Below are 19,078 nucleotides of genomic sequence, written 5' to 3'. Positions count from 1 at the left end.
ATAGCCGGAAGGTGCTGAGCTGGCGGCTCTCGAACAGCATGGACGCGAGGTTTTGCGTTGAGGCTTTGAAAGAAGCGCTGGCCGGATACGGTGTCCCCGAGATATTCAACACCGATCAAGGTTCGCAATTCACCAGCACCGATTTCACCGACGTGTTGCGCGATGCGAAGGTCAAAATCTCCCCTCTCGGCAGATTGCTGCGCAATCGCCTGTCGGGCAATGGATGGATGGTCGGGGGCGCTGGATCGACAACCGGATGATCGAACGGCTATGGCGATCCCTCAAATACGAATGCGTCTACTTGAACGCCTTCGAAACCGGTTCCGAAGCCCGCAACGGGATCGGTGACTGGATCACCTATTACAACGAAAGACGCCCGCACTCATCACATGGGCTCCTGACGCCGGACGAGGCCTATGGTAGACGATCTCCGGACCTGAAGGCCGCCGCCTGAAATGAAACCAATGCTATAGCTTAGCAAGGCGGCAAACTGGTCGAAAATCCGGGACCACCTCTCAGGTCGCGCATCGCCGCCTTGGAAGGTGCGGTAGTCGAACCATGCAAATCCGACATTCCCTGCATCACAGATTTGCGTTTCGATCCCCATAGCCTATCTGATAGGCTCACGGCGTCAAAGGAGGACAGCCATGGCTGAAACGCGCACGCATCTGGCGGAACTGGACCCGGTTTGGGCCCGCATCCGCAGCGAGGCAGAACAGGCGGTGATTGATGAGCCGCTGCTCGGCGGTCTGGTTCACTATTCCATTCTGCACCACCCGTCGATCGAACGGGCGCTGAGTTATCGCATGTCGCTGAAACTGGCGAACGGCGAGATGTCGGAACAGATCCTGCGGGAAATCTGTGACGAAGCCTACGGGCGCGCGCCAGAGCTGGCGCTGTCCGGGCGCGCGGACATCACGGCAACCTATGAACGTGACCCGGCATGCCACCGGTTCCTGCAACCGGTGTTGTTCTTCAAGGGCTTTCAGGCGGTGCAGGCGTACCGCGTGGCGCATTGGCTGTGGACCGAAGGCCGCAAGGATCTGGCCTATTTCTTTCAGATGCGCAGCTCTGAGGTCTTTGGTATCGACATTCATCCGGCAGCCCGGATCGGCAAGGGTATCATGATCGACCATGCCCATTCGATTGTGATTGGTGAAACGGCCGTGGTGGGGGACAATGTGTCGATGTTGCATTCGGTCACGCTGGGCGGCACCGGCAAGGAAGAAGAAGACCGCCACCCCAAGATCGGCGACGGCGTCTTGATCGGGGCCGGTGCCAAGGTGCTGGGCAACATCAAGGTGGGCAACTGCTCGCGCATTGCTGCCGGGTCCGTGGTGCTGAAAGACGTGCCGCCATGCAAGACCGTCGCAGGCGTGCCGGCCAAGGTGGTTGGTGAGGCCGGATGCGACCAGCCCTCGATCAGCATGGATCAGCTTTTTCGCGGCGGCTGAAGGCGACAGCGGGATCTGTAGCAAACGACGGAGGCGCCCCATTGGGGCGCCGCTTTTTTGATGTGTGAGGGGCTTTGCCCCTCTGCCGCGGTGCGGCATTCACCCCAGGATATTTTTAGCCAGAAGAAACGCGGTGTCAGGCAAGTAGCGCGATCGGGTTTTCGAGACCGTCCACGATGGCGTTCAACAGCTCTGCCCCAAGCGCGCCGTCGATCACCCGGTGGTCGACGGACAACGTGACGGACATGACCGTGGCAATGGTGATGTCGCCCTTTTCGTTTACAACCGGCTTTTTGATCCCGGCACCGACGGCAAGGATTGCGCCGTGCGGTGGGTTGATGACGGCATCAAAATTCTCGATCCCGAACATGCCGAGGTTGGAAATGGCAAAGCTGCCGCCTTGATACTCATGCGGTGCCAGCTTGCGGTCGCGGGCGCGGGTGGCCAGGTCTTTCATTTCTGCGGAGAGCGCTGAGAGGGTTTTCTGGTGGGCATCCTTGAGAACCGGGGTGAAAAGCCCGCCCTCGATCGCCACCGCCACGGCCACGTCCGAAGGGGTCAGTTGCAGGATGCGGTCCCCGGCCCAGACGGCATTGGCGACGGGCACCTGCTGCAGGGCCTCGGCGCAGGCCTTGATGATGAAGTCGTTGATCGAGAGTTTGACGCCGCGCGGCGCGAGTTGGTCGTTGATCTGTTTTCGGAAACGCAACAGCGCGTCGAGGCGGATCTCGCGGCGCAGGTAGAAATGCGGGATGGTCTGTTTCGCCTCTGTCAGTCGGGCGGCGACGGTGCGGCGCATGCCGTCCAGCGCGATTTCGGTGTGCGGGCGGTCGGCATAGGTCTTGAGAACGGCATCGGAGGCGGCGGCGGCTTGCGGGGCCTTTTCGACAGGAGCGGCGGCTGGCGCAGCGGGCTGTGCTGTGGATGCTTCGACGTCTGCCTTGACGATGCGTCCGCGCGGACCGGAGCCGGTGATCTGCGACAGGTCCAGACCTTTCTGGTCGGCAAGGCGGCGGGCAAGGGGGGATGCAAAGACACGCCCGGTGTCGTTGCGCCGGGCGGATGGGGCGGCTTTCTCGGAGCCCCCGGAGGTGGGGACCGCCTCGGCAGCCGCTGTGGCCTGCGCCTTCGGCGCGGTGGCCACGGGGCCGTCAGAAATGTCGTCCGTGCTTTCGCCGTCTTCCAGCAGCACCGCGATAGGATCATTCACCTTGACGTTCGATGTGCCCTCGGCCACGAGGATGCGCCCGATTGTCCCTTCGTCGACGGCCTCGAATTCCATCGTGGCCTTGTCGGTCTCGATCTCGGCAATCACGTCGCCAGAGGACACGGTGTCGCCTTCCTTGACCAGCCATTTGGCCAGTGTGCCGTCTTCCATGGTGGGCGACAGGGCGGGCATCAGGATTTCGATGGGCATTGGGATACTCCTCTCAACGCGCCTGCGCGGTGCGGTATAGAGCGCGGTTCCCAGGAAAAAGGCGCATGATCAGCGGGCCTCGATCAGGGTCATGATATCGTAGGGTGGGCGCGGCGCGGCACCGGCTGCAAGGCAATCAACCGCAAGAATGAGCGCTTGCCGATGGGCCGCAATGCATTCGTAGGCGTCCTGGTGGGTCGGTTTGTAGCCAGGGCGCAGGGCGTTCGTCATCAGGCATTCCGGTACAAAGGCACGCCCCGCGTCAGTTTCGATGCGGTAGGCCTCGCGCGCCACGTCGCGGCCTTTGACCTCGACATGCGCGCTCACCGGTAACAGACCTTCTTGGCTGCGGCGATCACCTCGGGTGTGGTGATTAGTGCGTGGCGTTCAAGGTTTGCCGCGTAGGGCATGGGCACGTCCTTGCCGGTCAGGTTGATCACCGGCGCGTCGAGATAGTCAAACGCCTCTTGCATCAGCACGGCAGAGATGTGGTTGCCGATCGACCCCACCGGAAATCCCTCTTCGATGGTCACGCAGCGGTTGGTCTTTTGCACGCTTGCAATCACTGTGGCGGTGTCCATGGGCCGCAGGGTGCGTAGGTCGATGACCTCTGCGTCGATGCCCTCCTCAGCCAGCTTTTCCGCCGCCTCCAGCGCGTAGGTCATGCCGATGCCAAAGCTGACAAGGGTTACATCCGCACCGGTCCGCCAGATACGCGCCTTGCCAAAGGGCACGGTGAAATTGTCGAGAACCGGCACCTCAAAGCTGCGTCCGTAGAGGATCTCATTCTCCAGAAAGATCACCGGGTTCGGATCGCGGATGGCGCTTTTCAGCAGGCCCTTGGCGTCCGAGGCGGAATAGGGAATGGCGACCTTCAGGCCCGGAATATGCGCGTACCACGCGGAGTAGTCCTGACTGTGCTGTGCCGCGACTCGGGCGGCGGCGCCATTGGGGCCGCGAAAGGTGATGGGACAGCCCATCTGCCCGCCCGACATGTACAGCGTCTTGGCGGCAGAGTTGATGATCTGGTCCATCGCCTGCATGGAAAAGTTGAAGGTCATGAACTCGACGATGGGTTTCAGCCCGCCAAAGGCCGCGCCGACGCCGACACCGGCAAAGCCGTGCTCGGTGATCGGCGTGTCGATCACACGTTTGGCGCCGAACTCTTCCAGAAGGCCCTGACTGATCTTGTAGGCACCCTGGTATTCGGCCACTTCCTCACCCATCAGAAAGACATCGCCATCGGCGCGCATTTCCTCGGCCATGGCATCGCGCAGCGCCTCGCGGACGGTCTGCTTTTTCGTCTTGGTGCCTTCGGGCCAGTCCGGTTCAAGGCGGGCGGATTCGGGGCTGTCGGTCTTGACCGCGGCAGGGGCGGCGGGTTGAGGTGCCGGGGCGGGTTTCGCCTCGGGTTTGGCCGGGGAACCCGCGTCCCGGACTTGATCCGGGACCTCTTCGCCCTCTTCGACCAGCACTGCGATGGGGGTGTTCACGGCCACGGCCTGCGTGCCCTCGGCCACCAGAAGGCGGCCCATGATCCCCTCATCGACGGCCTCGAATTCCATTGTGGCCTTGTCGGTCTCAATCTCTGCGATCACATCGCCAGAGGAGACAGTATCGCCCTCCTTGACCAGCCATTTGGCCAGCGTGCCTTCCTCCATTGTGGGGGACAGGGCGGGCATCAGGATTTCGATTGGCATGGCGTCACACTCCCGGTGTTTCGGGCGTGACAAAGCCCACGATGTTGCCTTCGCCATCTTCGACATAGGCCGCGCGACCGACGCCGGGATAGTCCATCGGCGGCAGCGCCTCTGCGCCGCCATTGTCCAGCGCCCATGCATACCGCTCGTCCGTGTCCGCCACCTCAAACGTCAGCGTACAACCGCGCACCGGCCCACGCGGGGCAGGGGCCGCGCCCATGCGTTTCATCAGGCCGCCGGACAGTCCTGAACCAAGGTCAGACCCGGAGATCAGGTGATAGTCGACCTCCTCGGCACCGTCCATCGGGTCAAAGCCCCAGCCAAACAGCCCGGCGTAGAACCGGCGCGCGCGCGCCGTGTCGGTCGCGTGAATTTCAAAATGCGGCATCAGCCGGCCTCCGCGTAAATGTCCGTCCACAACTCATCCAGCGCCGGCTCGGGGCTTTCGCGGGCGAAATCGGCCGAGGCGCTGACCACGGCCTTGATCTCTTTGTCGATGGCCTTCAGGTCGTCCTCGGTCGCGTGGCCGCCTTGCACCAGCAATTCGCGCACATGGTCGATGGCGTCGCGTTCCTCGCGCATCTTCGACACCTCTTCGCGGGTGCGGTACTTGGCCGGGTCGGACATCGAATGGCCGCGATAGCGGTAGGTCTTGACCTCTAAGATATATGGCCCCTTGCCAGAGCGGCAGTGTTTGACCGCCTTCAGACCCGCATCGCGCACTGCCAGCACATCCATGCCGTCGACCATCTCACCGGGGATGCCAAATGCCGCGCCGCGGTGGTAGATATCAGGCGTCGAGGTGGACCGTTTCATCGCCGTGCCCATGGCATACTGGTTGTTTTCAATCACAAAAATCACCGGCAAGTCCCGCAGCGCCGCCATGTTGAAGGTCTCATAGACCTGACCCTGATTGGCCGCACCGTCGCCGAAATAGGTGAATGTCACACGGTCGTTGCCCCGGTACTTGTCAGAGAACGCCAGCCCCGCGCCCAGCGGCACCTGCGCGCCCACGATGCCGTGCCCGCCGTAGAAATCCTTTTCCCGGCTGAACATGTGCATGGAGCCGCCCTTGCCCTTGGAATAGCCGCCCTCGCGCCCGGTCAGTTCGGCCATCACCCCCTTTGGGTCCATCCCGCAGGCCAGCATATGACCGTGATCGCGGTAGGATGTGATGCGCTTGTCGCCCTCTTCGGCGGCGGCCTCCAGGCCGACCACCACGGCCTCCTGACCGATATAGAGGTGACAGAACCCGCCGATCAGACCCATGCCGTACAACTGGCCGGCCTTTTCCTCGAACCGGCGGATCAGCAGCATGTCACGGTAGAATTGCGTCAGTTCCTGAGGCGCAACATTGGGCTTTGCACTCGTCTTTCGGGCTGCCATGCCGTCTCCTCCCAGGGACTCGTTCAAGGCTGAACTACTTCTGGAAAGGATAGGCGGGCAAAGCGGCGGCGTAAAGCCTTGCGGTTGCGCCGGAAGAGGGGCGGATCAGTTGGTCAGCGCACCACGATCTCGTCGCTGCGCACCAGTCCCAGAACGTCGCGCGCCTGCCGATCCAGCAGGTCGAGGTCGAGAAAATCATCCGACAGCCGATGTGTCAGGTTCTCCATCCGCGCCACTTCGGCTTGCAGGCCAGTCAATTCCCGGTCCAACCGATCACCCTCGACGGCGATCTCGGCGCGACGGAACAGGCCAAAATCCCCCTGCACGGCGGCAAAGGTGAAATAGGCGGCCAAACCCAATGTCGCGGTGAAAAAGACGAGAGCCCCCAATGAGGGGCGCGGTCGACGGGTTGTCATCTGTCTGCCTCATGCCCGCGCCTCTTGGTTCGGGCGCGTCCGTGGACTGTGGCACAGCCTTTGGCCAAAGAGAATCCCGGACCGGCCCCGGACTGGACGGTCCCGCAAATAAGGCTTGGTGCGTTGCATTTCTGCATATGTCGCGGCGGCGCAGACCCTGTTGAAGAGATCGTGACGCAGGCAAAGAAGGGGTCGACCTTGGCGTGGGATTGGTGGATTGTCCGCCGCATGACTCGTGCACTGTTTGTCCTGTTTTTGAGTGTGAATTTTGTCCTCGTGGGCTGCGGCCCGCGTGGATTCATCACCCTTTTGCCAACGGCAAAGTCCGACCTCGATGAGGCGGCGATCCAGACTGTGTTTATCGCCACCGACCGCCGGATCGAAGGATCCGGGCCGGACGGGTTGATCGAGCAAGGCTTTGGTGAGGCGCGCGACCCCCAGCTGCGATTTGGCCGGATCGATATTTCGGTGCCGCCAGTGCATGTGCCCGGCCAGATCGAATGGCCCGGCAATCGCCCGCCTGACCCCGCGTTGCATTTCGTTGCCCGCGAAGGCACGCGCTATGTCAACGAACACGCGTTTTTCAGGGATATTCCACGCGGCGACACCGGCACGGTCGTGCTGTTTGTGCATGGCTTCAACGTCAACAACGCCGAGGCGATCTACCGGCTGGCCCAGATTGCGCATGACTACAAGACTGAGACCCCGGTGGTCTCCTTTTCATGGCCCTCGGCGGGCGATGCGCGCGGCTATGTCTATGACCGCGACAGCGTGATCTTTGCCCGTGACGATCTGGAAACTCTGTTGCTGGGGCTGGCGCGCGACGGGCGCAAGACCGTCATCCTGGCCCATTCCATGGGCGGTCAACTGGTGATGGAAACGCTGCGCCAGATGTCGATTTCGGGTAAGGGCAACGCGCTAAAGCCCATTGCGGGCGTCGCCCTGATCAGCCCGGACATCGACGAGGATGTGTTTCTGCGGCAGGCAAAACGGATCTCTCCGTTTCCCCAACCGTTCATGCTGATGGTGTCGAAACGGGACAAGGCGCTGGGGCTTGCGGCGCTGATCACCGGCAAGCCGTCGCGGCTTGGCTCTATTGAGGATCCATCGCGCCTTGAGGGATTGCCGATCGAGATCATCGACCTCAGCGATATCGAAGGCGGCGACAGGGCCGGGCATTCCACCGCCTTTACCGCACCCGCCGCCATTCGCCTGTTGCAGGATCTGGGGCCGACCTAGACGCCGTTGCATTCCTGCACGACTCGCTGGCCAAGACGCAACAAAAGGCTGGCATCGAATCAACTTGTCAGTGAATTTCCCCGCATGAAGAGAGGGTTATTCATACTGTGGCTGGGCCTGATCATGGTCGGCTGCGCCCCAAGGGGGGAAATCGACCATGTGCCGCTGGCCGTGGGCGGTGAGGCGGCGATGCGGCGCGTGTTTGTCGCCACCAACCGTAACCTTGCACCGGACGGCGATCTGAACCTTGTGCGGCAGAACTTTGGCGCGCCGCGCTCGCGGGAACTGCGCTATGGCTGGGCGGATGTTTCGATCCCGCCCACGCATCAACAGGGGGAAATCGAATGGCCCGGCCGGGCCAAACCCGATCCCCGACGCCATTTCGTCACCCGCGACGGTGGCCCCTATCCGGGGGATGCGGACAAGGCCCGGCAGAGCTTTCTCGGCGGTCTCACAGCCTCCTCGCAGCCGGGCCGCAAGGACGTTGTGGTCTTTGTCCACGGGTTCAACGTCAACAACGCAGAGGCCGTCTATCGCGTCGCGCAGGTGTCGCATGACTTTGACGCGCAGATCCCGGTGGTGCTGTATTCCTGGGCCTCGGCAGGCAAGATGCGCGGCTATGTCTACGACCGCGACAGCGTGATCTATTCGCGCGATGGGTTGGAAAAGGTGCTGACCGATCTTGCCGACAACGGCTGGCGGGTTACGCTGGTGGCGCATTCCATGGGATCGCACCTGACCATCGAAACGCTGCGGCAGGCCGCGATAGCCGGAAACACCAAGGCGTTGAAGGCGCTGCGCGGCGTCGCGCTGATCAGTCCCGACATTGATGAGGACGTGTTTATCCAGCAGGCCTCACGGATCGAACCCTTTCCGGAACCGTTCCTGGTGCTGGTCTCTACCGCCGACTCGGCGCTCAGTGCCTCGGCCTGGCTGACGGGCAAACAATGGCGGCTGGGGTCGATGCAGGACAAGACGCGGTTGGCGGGGCTTCCCGTGGACATCGTTGACCTGACAGAGTTCACCGGCGGCGACAAACGCAAGCACAACACCGCCTTTACCGCGCCGGCCGCGATCAAGTTGCTGTATGAACTGGAGCGCGGCATCGACAAGCGCCGCTAGAGCGCGGCACTTGTCACACACAGATCAGGCGTCGGTCGCCGCCTGCAGCGCCGCGACGCCTGGCAGGGTCTTGCCCTCCATCCATTCCAGAAACGCACCGCCTGCGGTCGAGATATAGGAAAAGCCGGACGCCGCGCCCGCCTTGTTCAGCGCCGCCACCGTGTCACCGCCACCGGCAACCGATACCAGCTTGCCCACTTCGCTGAGCTCGGCGGCATGTTTCGCAGCGGCATTGGTGGCCGCGTCGAAAGGCGCGATCTCGAACGCGCCCAGCGGGCCGTTCCAGATCAGCGTTGCCGCCTCGTCGATGGCCTCGATGATCGCCTCGACCGATTTGGGCCCGGCATCAAGGATCATCGCATCCGGCGGACAGGCGTCCGCCGCGACGGTTTCATTTTCAGCGCCTTCCTTGAATTCACGCGCCACGACCACATCGACCGGCAGGATGATCCGGCACCCGGCGGTCTCTGCCTTGGCCATGATGTCCTTGGCGGTGCCCGTCATCTCGTGTTCGGCCAGCGATTTGCCTACATCGATGCCCTGCGCGGCAAGGAATGTGTTGGCCATACCGCCGCCGATCACCAGCATGTCGACCTTTTCGACAAGGTTGCCCAACAGCTCCAACTTGGTAGACACCTTGGCCCCGCCGACCACCGCCAGCACCGGGCGTTCCGGGGTGCCCAGTGCGCTTTCCAGCGCCTCCAGCTCGGCCTGCATCAACCGTCCCGCGCAAGAGGGCAGGGCGTGCGCCAGCCCTTCGGTCGAGGCGTGCGCCCGGTGCGCGGCGGAAAACGCGTCGGAACAATAGATGTCGCCAAGTGCCGCCATCCCGGCGACCAGCTCGGGGTCGTTCTTTTCTTCACCTGCGTGAAAACGGGTGTTTTCCAGCAAAGCGACCTGATTTTCACCAAGCGCGTCGATCACGGCCGCAGCCGCCGGCCCGATGCAATCGGCGGCAAAAACCACCGACACGCCCAGCACGTCTTCCATTGCCGGGATCAGGTGTCGCAGGCTCATCTCGTCGCGGCGTTCCCCCTTGGGACGGCCGAAATGCGCCAGCAAGACCGGCTTGCCGCCTTTATCAAGGATGGTCTGCACCGTGGCGGCGATCCGCTCTATCCGGGTGGTGTCGGTGACCCGCCCATCCTCCATCGGCACGTTGATGTCGACCCGGGTCAGCACGCGCTTGCCCTCCAGATCCATGTCGTCAAGGGTGTTCCAGGCCATCTTTATCCCTCCGGTCCACTGTCGCGGACCACTAGACCCGATCCGCGCCGCAGGTCAACGCCGTCTTGGCATCCCCGGCGTCACGGGCTACCTCTCGTCGCAGTTTGAAAACGGAGAAACAGACATGGCCGAGATCAAGGATCCCGAAAACACCATCCTGATGGAACTCAAGGGCGGCACCGTCACGATCGAGCTTATGCCCGACGTGGCGCCCGACCACAGCGCCCGGATGAAGGAACTGGCCCGCGCCGGTGCCTATGACAACGTGTGCTTTCACCGCGTCATCGACGGCTTCATGGCCCAGACCGGCGATGTGGCCAACGGCAACATGGAAAAGGATTTCAACCTGCGCCGCGCGGGCACCGGCGGCTCTGAACTGCCCGACCTCAAGGCCGAGTTTTCCAAGCTGCCGCATGACCGTGGCACGCTGGGTGCGGCGCGGTCGCAGAACCCCAACAGCGCCAATTCGCAGTTCTTCATCAACTTTGGCGACAACCATTTCCTGAACGGTCAGTACACGGTCTATGGCCGGGTGATTTCCGGCATGGACCATGTCGACGCCATCACCCGAGGCGAGCCGCCTGCCGCGCCCGACCGCATGATCTCGGTAAAGGTGGCCGCTGATGTCGCGGACTAAGGCCCTTATTGGTGCCATTGCGGCGGTGCTTGTCATCGTCGGTGCCTTTACGATCTTCCGGAGCGTGGAACCTGAACCCGCTCCGGTGCCGGACGCGCCTGAGGTTGCAACCACACTGCCCGCGCCAGAGGTCACGCCAATTCCCGAAGGCGCCGACCTTGGCCTGCGGGTTGAGGTGGCAGGCGACGCCAATGGCACCATCGTCATTGACCTGTTCGAGGATGTCGCTGCTGGCCATGTGGCCCAGATCGCGGCCCTTGCGCGGGCAGGCTATTATGACGGTGTTGTCTTTCACCGCGTCATCGACGGCTTCATGGCCCAGACCGGCGATGTGCAGTTCGGGCGCGTGGGGGGCGAAGAATTCGACATGCGCCGCGCGGGCATGGGCGGCTCCCCCTTGCCGGATCTCAAGGCCGAGTTTTCGGACATGCCGTTTGAACGCGGCGTTCTTGGCATGGCCCGGTCGCAAAGTCCGGACAGTGCCAATTCGCAGTTCTTCATCATGTTTGAACCGGGTCCGTTCCTGAACGGACAGTACACCGTGGTGGGCCGCGTGACCGAGGGCATGGACATCGTCGATGCCATCAAACGCGGCGATGAGCGCGCCAATGGCTCTGTGACCGGCGAGCCGGATCGCATGGTCAAGGTGACCGTCACCGAATGATCCCTTCCCACGCGTTTTCACAAGCGCGTGGGAAAGACTGGGCAGACCGCGCAACAACGGGCATCCTGTGGGCAGCAACCCCGGAGGAAACCCCATGCGCTTGTTGCCAACCCTCGCCGCTGCCGCCCTGTCTGCGGCGCTGGCCATGCCCGCCGCCGCCAATCCGTCGTCGTGGAAGGCCGAATGGCCCGACACGGATTTCGAGACGACCAGCATCACCAACTGGGCAGAGATCATGTCTGGCGGCCCGCCCAAGGACGGCATCCCGGCGTTGTCGGACCCGCAGTTCATCGAGGTCGCTCAGGAAACCCGCATCAAGGGGACAGAGCCGGTCATCACCGTGGTGGTCGATGGACAGCGCCCGCGCGCCTATCCGATCCGCTATCTGACATGGCATGAGATCGTCAACGACACGATCGGCGACACCCCCGTGGCCGTCACCTTTTGCCCGCTGTGCAATTCCGCGCTGAGCTTTGACCGCCGTGTGGGCGACCGGGTGCTGACCTTTGGCGTGTCCGGCAAGCTGCGCAATTCCGACATGGTGATGTATGACCGCGAAACGCTCAGTTGGTGGCAGCAGGCCATCGGCACTGGCATCGTCGGTGAGATGACCGGCACCGAACTGACCCTGCTGCCCAGCTGGATGGAGGGATTCGCCCAGTTTGCCGACCGTCACCCGGACGGCGTTGTCATGGCGGAACCGGCGTGGAACCGGCCCTATGGGCAGAACCCCTACCGCAACTACGACAGCTCCAAACGGCCTTTCCTGTATTCGGGTGAGATGCCGCCGCATGACGTCCCGCCGCTGATGCGGGTGGTCCGCGTCGGCGACCGCGCCTGGCCGATGGACCGGCTGGCCGCCGAAAAGGAAATCGCTGAGGCAGGCGTGGTGATCACTTGGCGCGAAGGGCAGGCTTCGGCGCTGGACGCGGGGGTGATCGCCGCCGGGCGCGACGTGGGTTCGGTGCGGGTGCGCGATGCGGCGGGGGCCGACCTGCCGCATGACGTGCTGTTCGCCTTTGCCTTTCACGCCTTTTGGCCGGACGGGGACTGGATGATGGGCAACTGACGGATCACTGCAGCAACCGCCGGGGCAGGCGCCGCGCCAGCGGGGCCAGCGCCCCCATATGCAGCCACGTCCCGCCCAGGCGGTGCGCACGCGCCCCGGTGCCCAGCTTGAAATGCGCCAATCCCGGCGCGTCCTGCGCGTTGAGGATACCCAGATCAAGGCAATCATGCCCCTGCGCGGCAAGGCTCTGCATCGCGCGCCACAGCAGCAGGTTCATGGCGTGGCGCTGTCGTCCGTCGGGTGTGGTCACGCCGATCTGCCAGGTGGCCATGCGGCCATGCCGCAGCATCAGGGCCGCCGCCACAGGTGCGCCCCGCAGCCGCGCCTCAAACACCTGCGCGGCACCGGGATTGACCTGCGCATAGGCCGCGCTGAAACCGGGCGGCATCCCGCGATAGCGCCGCGCGCGCGCCTGCGCTGCCTCGGCGGTCAACAGCCAGTGATCGGGCGTCAGCGATGTCTCACGCACCTCCAGCCCCTCACGACCAGCCCGGTTCAGCCGGTTGCGCCATTTCTGTGCCATGGCGGCGCGCATGTCCGCATCTGGCCCCAGCGGCAACAGCGCAAGACTGGCCGGTGTCATCAGCGGCCAGAACCCGGCGCTGCGCAGCGCGCCCGGCTCCAGCCCGTCGGCGTTCAGCACCAGCGGCCGCCCGTCGTGCCAGCGTTGCCAGCGCGCGGTCCAGTCCGCCAGGTCACCCGCCTCTGCCGCAACCGGCCCGCGCGACACCAGATCGACCCGGCCCAGAACACCGATCCTGTGCGACTGGATCTGCCACCACAGCCGCACCCGGCGGCCAGACTCACGCTTGCACCGGCGCAGCGGGCGGCCAAGCGCCTGACAGGTGGCGGCGAACTCTTCGGATTGGGGCAAGGGAAGGGGCAGGGTGGCTGTCATGCCCCGCATTAACGGGATGGAAAGTTTCCATGCGATTAACTGCGGGCCATGAAAAGACATCCCCTGCGCCCCGCATCGTCCCGCCCCACAGCCGCCGTGCTGGCCCGTCCCCGTCCCACAGCGGCCTCCGCCCTTCTGCTGGCGGTGATGCTATCGCTGCCCTTCGCGGCAATCGCGCTGGTGCAGGCGCTGATCTGACCTCTGACCGGTGTCAGGGCTGCGGCGGGTCCATGTAGATGTCGGTGATCCGGGCATCGGGTGGAAAGACACCCATGCAGCCCAGTTCAACGTCGATATCGCAGTCATAACAATCGACCTGCGCAACAAGTTTTACCCGTGGATTCGCGCAATTGAAGCGCAGGCGCTTCATCCAGGAAGGGCTGTATTCAAAATTGGGTCCGAGCCCCCATTGCAGTCGTTCCCAGTTGGCGACCGGGATTTCACATTCGTATGGGCGCCCTGTGAGCGTGTCGACAAAAGCGCCGGTGGAGCGCATGATCTCGCCGTCCTGCCGCATCCGAAGCGCGTTGCCCTGCCGCTGCAGGTCGAAATGATTTGCCGCATAGGCGGCACTGTTCAGGCAAACCGACTCAAAAAAGGTTTCCCGTGAGTATGGGTAGACTCCGTAATTCAACACGTTCGGCTCCACGTCGATCCGCCACCTGACGGCCTGGCCGACGGTTTCAGGCACCAACATGTCGGATGGGGGATAGGTCAGCATTTCGGAAAACAGGGCATTCGGCATGAATATGTTGCCGTTGGCAATCTGACGGGAAATCAACGATGTGGCTTCCATGCCGATGCGCCAGATCTCGCGTACCGTTTCGCCGGAGTAGGCGGAGTCCCGGAATTCGATAAACGGAGCGTGAAAGCCCAGCCGCCCCAAAGGGTGCAGCAGGTGATTCGACCGTCCTTCGTAGTTCTCATTGCCCGCGAAGCGGACAAATCGACCGGCGAGGAAGACATAGGCGCAGGCGCTTTCGCAATGATCTCCCTCGGCCACGGCGGTCTGGATGCCACCCCAGCCTGATCCATTTCCGGTGCTTGCCTTGCGAAAGTAGTCAATGATCCGGATTGCCTCGGACAAGGACCCGCCCGGGCTGTTCAGGCAGAGCCGATGTGAAAAAAGGCCGTCAGGCGCATAGTCCAACGCCGGGCTGAACCGTCGAAAAACGATGTCCTCATCAAAGCCGGGGTCGCCGAAATCCGGCGACAATGGCGTCTCGAGAAACGGCTGGATACGCTCCAGATCACCCTCCTCGATCACCCCGGAGAGCCGGGCGGTACAGCCCATCTCGGCCATCTTGGGCGTGATGTCGGTCTCCAACGTGGCGGCAAACGCGGGGCTGGCAAAACACCAGATCGCGGTCAGCAGGGGAATAAGGCGCATGTCAAAACTCGTTTGAAAAATCTCATGATCCCGCAGCTTGCGACAGGATCAGGACGATTTGCAAACGATTACGCGCGGCAGACACCCAGCCCGCCGGCGCGCAAGGCCCAGTGGCCTCAGTCCTCCAGCTTGACCAGCGCGTGCCGCTTCTTGCCGGCCGACAGTTTCACCGGTGACGACAGCGCGCCGGCATCCAGCATCAGCCCGGCGTCTGTCAGCGGGGCATCGTCGATGCGCGCGCCGTTTTCAGCAATCAGGCGCTTGGCTTCTTTGCCGGACTTGGCCAGGCCTGCCCGGACGATCAGTTGCACGATGGAAATCCCCTCTGCCACGTCCGCACGCGTCAGCGCCAAAGTCGGCAGATCGTCCCCGACGCCGCCTTTTTCAAACACTTCGCGCGCCGTCGCCTCGGCGGTCGCCGCCGCCTCTGCGCCGTGGCACAGGGTGGTGACCTCATTGGCCAGCACGATCTTGGCGTCGTTGATCTCGGACCCCGCCAGCGCGCCCAGACGTGTGCATTCGTCCAGCGGCAGCTCTGTATACAGCTTGAGGAACCGGCCAACATCTGCATCGGTCGAGTTGCGCCAGAACTGCCAGAACTCATAGGGCGACAACATATCGGCGTTCAGCCACATGGCCCCGCCCTGCGACTTGCCCATCTTGCGCCCGTCCGAGGTCGTCAGCAGCGGTGAGGTCAGCCCATAGATCTGATGATCCAGAACCCGGCGCGTCAGGTCGATCCCGTTGACGATATTGCCCCACTGGTCCGACCCGCCCATCTGCAAGACACAGTCATAGCGGCGGTTCAGTTCAAGAAAATCATAGGCCTGCAGGATCATGTAGTTGAATTCGAGAAAGGACAGCGATTGCTCGCGGTCCAGCCGCGACTTCACCGATTCAAACGACAGCATCCGGTTGACGGAAAAATGCCGCCCGATGTCGCGCAGAAAATCGAGGTAGTTCAGCTCATCCAGCCATTCGGCATTGTTCAGCATCAACGCGCCGGTCGGCCCTGTCCCATAGTCGAGGTACTTGGCAAAGACCTGCTTCATCCCGTCGATATTGGCGTCGATCTGCTCGGGTCCAAGCAGCGGGCGTTCGTCGGACCGGAATGACGGATCGCCCACCTTGGTGGTGCCGCCACCCATCAGGGTGATCGGCTTGTGCCCGGTCTTTTGCAGCCAGCGCAGCATCATGATGTTCAGCAGATGGCCCACATGCAGCGACTGCGCCGTTGCGTCATAACCGATGTACGCGGTGACCACCCCGGTGCTCAAGGCGTCGTCCAACGCCTGATAATCGGTACAGTCGGCAAGGTAGCCGCGTTGCATCATCACGGCCATGAAGTCCGATTTGGGATGGTAGGTCATGCAAGAGCCCCTGTATACTGCGCGCGCCACCTATAAGCACGGGCAAGGCCGAGGGAAAGAGCATGTTGAAGGAGGGGGCCGTCTGGGCGCTCGGTGCCATGTCGGGAACATCTCTGGACGGGGTGGACGCGGCGATGTTGCATACCGACGGCGTGCGGATTCTCGATTTCGGCACCTGCGGCTATCGCGCCTATTCCGCACAGGAACGCGCCACACTGAAGGCCGCGCTGGGGCGCTGGCCCGGTGCGGGGCTGGAAAACGCGCAAGCGGTGGTGGAAGCCGCGCATGTCGAACTGTTGTCACAATTTCCCGGCGCGCAAATGATAGGGTTTCACGGCCAGACCCTGGCGCATGAGCCCAAGGGGCGCGGCACCCATCAACTGGGCGATGGCGCCGCGCTGGCAAAACAGCTGAAATGCCCGGTGGTCTGGGATTTCCGATCTGCCGACGTGGCCTTGGGGGGCGAAGGCGCACCACTCGCGCCCTTTTTCCATTGGGCCTGCGCCCGTCACATCGGTGCCACGCGCCCGCTCTGTTTTCTCAACCTCGGCGGCGTCGGTAATCTGACCTGGGTCGATCCGTCCTCCAACAGACCAGAGGCGGACGGTGCGTTGCTGGCTTTCGACACCGGACCGGCCAATGCGCCGATCAACGACCTGGTGGGCGAACGGCTCGGCCTCGATTGTGACCGCGACGGCGCACTGGCCCGCAAGGGGCAGGTCGAGGAAGGCGCCCTGGAACTTTTCCTGGACGAAGGCTACTTTCGCAAGATGCCGCCAAAGTCCTTGGATCGCGACGACTTCTCGCTGATGTTGGACCTTGTCCGCGAACTCTCGGATGCGGATGCGGCGGCGACCATGACCGGCATGGCGGCCGCCGCGGTCATGCAGGGGATGGAACATTGCCCCAGCCCGCCCGACCGTGTTCTGGTCACCGGCGGTGGACGCAAGAACCCGGTAATGATGCGGATGCTGTCCGTCGGGCTGGACTGCCCGGTTCACCCGGTCGAAGACGTGGGCCTGGATGGCGACATGCTGGAGGCACAGGCCTTTGCCTACCTTGCCGTCCGGGTGGCACGCGGCCTGCCGACATCGGCTCCGGGTACGACGGGCGTTGCGGCGCCGGTGGGTGGCGGCCAGATCAGTCGGCCCGAGGGTGTCCGATACTGAAACGCGCCTGCGGCGCGTAGCCTCCGGCGGGGATACTTTCAGCCAGAAGAAACAGGGCGCGGCGCAAGGTTCCGACCCGTCCATTGGGAACAGAGGCGCGCAAGCTGACCATTTGTTAAGCATGATGCCGGAGGCTGGGTCTTGCGGTACAGGCGGGGACGCCGATGACCGCGACAGGAGAAGCGTTGGCTTCTTGGGTCCGTCTCGCGCGGCGGGGCGGACCCATTCAAACCGGTCCGGATTTCTTCTGTCCAAAAATATCCCGGGGAGCACGAGGGGCAGCGCCCCTCGTCAAACAAACCTGTGCGGCGCAGCCGCTCCATTGTGTTCAGCTGAATTCAGCCGCCCGTGTGGGACATGTGACGCGACACGCGCCCATCGACCTTCTGACGGGAGTAGTCGAAGTCATGCCCCTTGGGTTTGAGCGCAATCGCCGCGCGGATCGCGTCTTCCAGCGGGGAGTCATCCTCCGGGAAATTGCGCAGGGCGACGCGTAGATCCGCGTTATCCTCCTGACCCAGACACATGAACAACTCACCCGTGCAGGTCAGGCGCACGCGGTTGCAGCTTTCGCAGAAATTGTGCGTCAAGGGGGTGATAAAGCCGGTTTTCTGCCCGGTTTCTTCCAGCCGCACATAGCGCGCCGGGCCGCCGGTGCGTTCCGGCAGGTCCGTCAGCGTATAGCGCTCCGCCAGCCGGGCGCGCAGGTCGTCGAGCTTCCAGTACTGGTCCAGCCGGTCCTCGTTGCCGATGTCGCCCATCGGCATGACCTCGATCCAGGTCAGGTCCATGTCGCGTTCGGCGCACCATTCCGTGATGCTGAACAGCTCATCCTCGTTGAACCCCTTCAGCGCCACCGCGTTGATCTTGACCCGCAGGCCCGCCTTCTGCGCCGCGTCGATGCCCTTGATCACCTGCGGCAGGCGTCCCCAGCGGGTGATGTCGGCGAATTTCTTCTCGTCCAGCGTGTCGAGCGACACGTTCACCCGGCGCACGCCCGCGTCGTAAAGGTCATCCGCAAACCGCCCCAACTGAGAGCCGTTGGTCGTCAGCGTCAGTTCCTTGAGCGCGCCAGCGTCCAGATGCCGGGTCATGGCGCGGAAAAACGTCATGATATCGCGCCGGACCAGCGGTTCACCGCCGGTGATGCGCAGTTTTTCGACCCCCAGTCGCACAAAGCTCGAACACATGCGATCCAGTTCTTCGAGCGTCAGAAGATCCTTTTTCGGCAGGAACGTCATGTTCTCCGACATGCAGTACACGCAGCGAAAATCGCAGCGGTCGGTGACGGAGACCCGCAGATAGGAAATCGGGCGTTGGAACGGGTCGATAAGGGGCTGTGTCATGGCGGTGACACTAGCTGTCGGCCCCTGTATGGGCAAGAGTGACAAAGGTCGCGTTTCGGTGAAGGGAGCCAGCCAGTGCGCAACGTAACAATCGCGGCAAGATTAGGTATTGTGATCCTTGGGGGGCTGTCATTGACGGCCTGCGGCAAGCTGCCGTTCCTGAAGGACCGCCCCGAGGCAGAGCGCAAGACCCCCGCCGCCAGTCGGCCCGAGCCGGTCAGCCCGCCGCCCGCCGCCAGTGCGCGCACGGTGGACCAGTTCGACACGACCACCGCGGATGAGCGCAAAAAGGCCGCCGCCGCGCCGAAACCGGGCGGCGAGACATCCTTGGGCGATACGGTGGCCAGTCTTGGCGATCCGGCCGCGCCGGGGTTCTGGCTCGAAACGCCGCTGGTCTCTGCGCCAGCCAAGGGCCGGGTGCTGAACCCGGCCACCGGCAAATCCGCGCAGGTCGATCTGATCCCCATTGACGGGCCAAAGACCGCAGGCAGTCGCATTTCTCTGGCCGCCATGCGGTTGATAGAGGCGCCGCTGACCGATTTGCCGACGCTCAGGGTTTTTGCCGGAGGGTGAT

At 63.3% G+C, this 19,078-nt stretch carries 20 protein-coding genes and 1 pseudogene; 10 read left to right on the top strand and 11 right to left on the bottom strand.

From position 1 onward, the window contains the following. Both CHB90_RS07090 and cysE read left to right on the top strand, forming a co-directional pair. A pseudogene (locus CHB90_RS07090) lies at positions 1 to 454 on the top strand (transposase); the annotation flags it as partial. 193 nt (positions 455 to 647) lie between these two features. After that, positions 648 to 1,454 (top strand): serine O-acetyltransferase, encoded by an 807-nt coding sequence (cysE, locus tag CHB90_RS07085; RefSeq protein ID WP_089277159.1) that lies wholly within the window; start codon positions 648 to 650, stop codon positions 1,452 to 1,454. Positions 1,455 to 1,590: 136 nt separating this feature from the next. On the opposite strand, the gene CHB90_RS07080 is transcribed toward cysE, so the two are convergent. The 6 genes from CHB90_RS07080 to CHB90_RS07055 form a co-directional block, all read right to left on the bottom strand. Then, positions 1,591 to 2,871: a pyruvate dehydrogenase complex dihydrolipoamide acetyltransferase gene (locus tag CHB90_RS07080; protein WP_089277158.1), complete on the bottom strand. Its 1,281-nt coding sequence runs from the start codon at positions 2,869 to 2,871 to the stop codon at positions 1,591 to 1,593. A 69-nt stretch (positions 2,872 to 2,940) separates the two neighbouring features. Continuing rightward, complete coding sequence (locus CHB90_RS07075) at positions 2,941 to 3,198, bottom strand: hypothetical protein (RefSeq protein ID WP_089277157.1); 258 nt, start codon at positions 3,196 to 3,198, stop codon at positions 2,941 to 2,943. Next, positions 3,195 to 4,571, bottom strand: a complete 1,377-nt coding sequence (locus CHB90_RS07070) for a pyruvate dehydrogenase complex E1 component subunit beta (RefSeq protein ID WP_089277156.1) — start codon at positions 4,569 to 4,571, stop codon at positions 3,195 to 3,197. Before CHB90_RS07070 ends, CHB90_RS07075 begins: the two co-directional genes overlap by 4 nt. Before the next feature lie 4 nt (positions 4,572 to 4,575). Beyond that, positions 4,576 to 4,959, bottom strand: coding sequence for a VOC family protein (locus CHB90_RS07065; RefSeq protein ID WP_089277155.1), 384 nt, complete (start codon positions 4,957 to 4,959; stop codon positions 4,576 to 4,578). Further along, positions 4,959 to 5,957, bottom strand: coding sequence for a pyruvate dehydrogenase (acetyl-transferring) E1 component subunit alpha (gene pdhA, locus CHB90_RS07060; RefSeq protein WP_089277154.1), 999 nt, complete (start codon positions 5,955 to 5,957; stop codon positions 4,959 to 4,961). The genes CHB90_RS07065 and pdhA overlap by 1 nt, the downstream gene beginning before the upstream one ends. A 113-nt stretch (positions 5,958 to 6,070) precedes the next feature. After that, positions 6,071 to 6,373, bottom strand: coding sequence for an FtsB family cell division protein (locus CHB90_RS07055; protein ID WP_089277153.1), 303 nt, complete (start codon positions 6,371 to 6,373; stop codon positions 6,071 to 6,073). 228 nt (positions 6,374 to 6,601) lie between these two features. Between CHB90_RS07055 and CHB90_RS07050 the strand changes: the two genes are divergently transcribed. Further along, positions 6,602 to 7,612: an alpha/beta hydrolase gene (locus tag CHB90_RS07050; protein WP_141135812.1), complete on the top strand. Its 1,011-nt coding sequence runs from the start codon at positions 6,602 to 6,604 to the stop codon at positions 7,610 to 7,612. 84 nt (positions 7,613 to 7,696) lie between these two features. Further along, complete coding sequence (locus CHB90_RS07045) at positions 7,697 to 8,734, top strand: alpha/beta hydrolase (RefSeq protein WP_089277151.1); 1,038 nt, start codon at positions 7,697 to 7,699, stop codon at positions 8,732 to 8,734. Between the two features lie 24 nt (positions 8,735 to 8,758). Here CHB90_RS07045 and CHB90_RS07040 read toward each other — a convergent pair whose 3' ends face one another. Further along, entirely contained in the window at positions 8,759 to 9,961 is a 1,203-nt protein-coding gene (locus CHB90_RS07040; RefSeq protein ID WP_089277150.1) for a phosphoglycerate kinase, read from the bottom strand. Positions 9,962 to 10,085: 124 nt separating this feature from the next. Here CHB90_RS07040 and CHB90_RS07035 point away from each other — a divergent pair, with 124 nt between their 5' ends. From CHB90_RS07035 to CHB90_RS07025, 3 genes are all read left to right on the top strand, one after another. Further along, complete coding sequence (locus CHB90_RS07035) at positions 10,086 to 10,598, top strand: peptidylprolyl isomerase (RefSeq protein WP_089277149.1); 513 nt, start codon at positions 10,086 to 10,088, stop codon at positions 10,596 to 10,598. Beyond that, the gene (locus CHB90_RS07030; RefSeq protein ID WP_089277148.1) at positions 10,585 to 11,262 is read left to right on the top strand and encodes a peptidylprolyl isomerase; all 678 of its coding nucleotides are present in this window, start codon (positions 10,585 to 10,587) and stop codon (positions 11,260 to 11,262) included. The genes CHB90_RS07035 and CHB90_RS07030 overlap by 14 nt, the downstream gene beginning before the upstream one ends. A 94-nt stretch (positions 11,263 to 11,356) precedes the next feature. Then, entirely contained in the window at positions 11,357 to 12,331 is a 975-nt protein-coding gene (locus CHB90_RS07025) for a DUF3179 domain-containing protein (protein WP_089277147.1), read from the top strand. A gap of 4 nt (positions 12,332 to 12,335) precedes the next feature. On the opposite strand, the gene CHB90_RS07020 is transcribed toward CHB90_RS07025, so the two are convergent. Then, positions 12,336 to 13,229 (bottom strand): GNAT family N-acetyltransferase, encoded by an 894-nt coding sequence (locus CHB90_RS07020; RefSeq protein WP_089277167.1) that lies wholly within the window; start codon positions 13,227 to 13,229, stop codon positions 12,336 to 12,338. Between the two features lie 48 nt (positions 13,230 to 13,277). Here CHB90_RS07020 and CHB90_RS26500 point away from each other — a divergent pair, with 48 nt between their 5' ends. Continuing rightward, positions 13,278 to 13,427 carry a hypothetical protein gene (locus CHB90_RS26500; RefSeq protein ID WP_170940998.1) on the top strand — a complete coding sequence of 50 codons (150 nt, stop codon included), beginning with the start codon at positions 13,278 to 13,280 and terminating at the stop codon, positions 13,425 to 13,427. Positions 13,428 to 13,440: 13 nt separating this feature from the next. Here CHB90_RS26500 and CHB90_RS07015 read toward each other — a convergent pair whose 3' ends face one another. After that, positions 13,441 to 14,619, bottom strand: coding sequence for a COG3904 family protein (locus CHB90_RS07015; RefSeq protein ID WP_089277146.1), 1,179 nt, complete (start codon positions 14,617 to 14,619; stop codon positions 13,441 to 13,443). Between the two features lie 116 nt (positions 14,620 to 14,735). Next, positions 14,736 to 15,989, bottom strand: a complete 1,254-nt coding sequence (tyrS, locus tag CHB90_RS07010) for a tyrosine--tRNA ligase (RefSeq protein WP_089277145.1) — start codon at positions 15,987 to 15,989, stop codon at positions 14,736 to 14,738. Positions 15,990 to 16,051: 62 nt separating this feature from the next. Between tyrS and CHB90_RS07005 the strand changes: the two genes are divergently transcribed. Beyond that, entirely contained in the window at positions 16,052 to 17,158 is a 1,107-nt protein-coding gene (locus CHB90_RS07005) for an anhydro-N-acetylmuramic acid kinase (protein WP_089277144.1), read from the top strand. A 338-nt stretch (positions 17,159 to 17,496) separates the two neighbouring features. Here CHB90_RS07005 and moaA read toward each other — a convergent pair whose 3' ends face one another. Continuing rightward, complete coding sequence (moaA, locus tag CHB90_RS07000; protein WP_089277143.1) at positions 17,497 to 18,504, bottom strand: GTP 3',8-cyclase MoaA; 1,008 nt, start codon at positions 18,502 to 18,504, stop codon at positions 17,497 to 17,499. 75 nt (positions 18,505 to 18,579) lie between these two features. Between moaA and CHB90_RS06995 the strand changes: the two genes are divergently transcribed. After that, positions 18,580 to 19,077: a hypothetical protein gene (locus tag CHB90_RS06995; protein ID WP_245823187.1), complete on the top strand. Its 498-nt coding sequence runs from the start codon at positions 18,580 to 18,582 to the stop codon at positions 19,075 to 19,077. Position 19,078: the final 1 nt, after the last annotated feature.

This window comes from Antarctobacter heliothermus (assembly GCF_900188425.1).
Lineage (GTDB): Bacteria > Pseudomonadota > Alphaproteobacteria > Rhodobacterales > Rhodobacteraceae > Antarctobacter > Antarctobacter heliothermus.
The sequence above is the reverse complement of the archived record's forward strand: the minus strand, read 5'-3'. Positions and strand labels throughout refer to the sequence as shown.

Coding starts and splice junctions, on each gene's coding strand:
- CHB90_RS07055 (WP_089277153.1), bottom strand. CDS start 6,373: ATGACAACCCGTCGACCGCGCCCCTCATTGGGGGCTCTCGTCTTTTTC.
- CHB90_RS07030 (WP_089277148.1), top strand. CDS start 10,585: ATGTCGCGGACTAAGGCCCTTATTGGTGCCATTGCGGCGGTGCTTGTC.
- pdhA (WP_089277154.1), bottom strand. CDS start 5,957: ATGGCAGCCCGAAAGACGAGTGCAAAGCCCAATGTTGCGCCTCAGGAA.
- CHB90_RS07065 (WP_089277155.1), bottom strand. CDS start 4,959: ATGCCGCATTTTGAAATTCACGCGACCGACACGGCGCGCGCGCGCCGG.
- tyrS (WP_089277145.1), bottom strand. CDS start 15,989: ATGACCTACCATCCCAAATCGGACTTCATGGCCGTGATGATGCAACGC.
- CHB90_RS07020 (WP_089277167.1), bottom strand. CDS start 13,229: ATGACAGCCACCCTGCCCCTTCCCTTGCCCCAATCCGAAGAGTTCGCC.
- CHB90_RS07040 (WP_089277150.1), bottom strand. CDS start 9,961: ATGGCCTGGAACACCCTTGACGACATGGATCTGGAGGGCAAGCGCGTG.
- CHB90_RS07050 (WP_141135812.1), top strand. CDS start 6,602: ATGACTCGTGCACTGTTTGTCCTGTTTTTGAGTGTGAATTTTGTCCTC.
- CHB90_RS26500 (WP_170940998.1), top strand. CDS start 13,278: ATGAAAAGACATCCCCTGCGCCCCGCATCGTCCCGCCCCACAGCCGCC.
- CHB90_RS07070 (WP_089277156.1), bottom strand. CDS start 4,571: ATGCCAATCGAAATCCTGATGCCCGCCCTGTCCCCCACAATGGAGGAA.
- CHB90_RS07025 (WP_089277147.1), top strand. CDS start 11,357: ATGCGCTTGTTGCCAACCCTCGCCGCTGCCGCCCTGTCTGCGGCGCTG.
- cysE (WP_089277159.1), top strand. CDS start 648: ATGGCTGAAACGCGCACGCATCTGGCGGAACTGGACCCGGTTTGGGCC.
- CHB90_RS07015 (WP_089277146.1), bottom strand. CDS start 14,619: ATGCGCCTTATTCCCCTGCTGACCGCGATCTGGTGTTTTGCCAGCCCC.
- CHB90_RS07005 (WP_089277144.1), top strand. CDS start 16,052: ATGTTGAAGGAGGGGGCCGTCTGGGCGCTCGGTGCCATGTCGGGAACA.
- CHB90_RS07035 (WP_089277149.1), top strand. CDS start 10,086: ATGGCCGAGATCAAGGATCCCGAAAACACCATCCTGATGGAACTCAAG.
- moaA (WP_089277143.1), bottom strand. CDS start 18,504: ATGACACAGCCCCTTATCGACCCGTTCCAACGCCCGATTTCCTATCTG.
- CHB90_RS07080 (WP_089277158.1), bottom strand. CDS start 2,871: ATGCCCATCGAAATCCTGATGCCCGCCCTGTCGCCCACCATGGAAGAC.
- CHB90_RS07045 (WP_089277151.1), top strand. CDS start 7,697: ATGAAGAGAGGGTTATTCATACTGTGGCTGGGCCTGATCATGGTCGGC.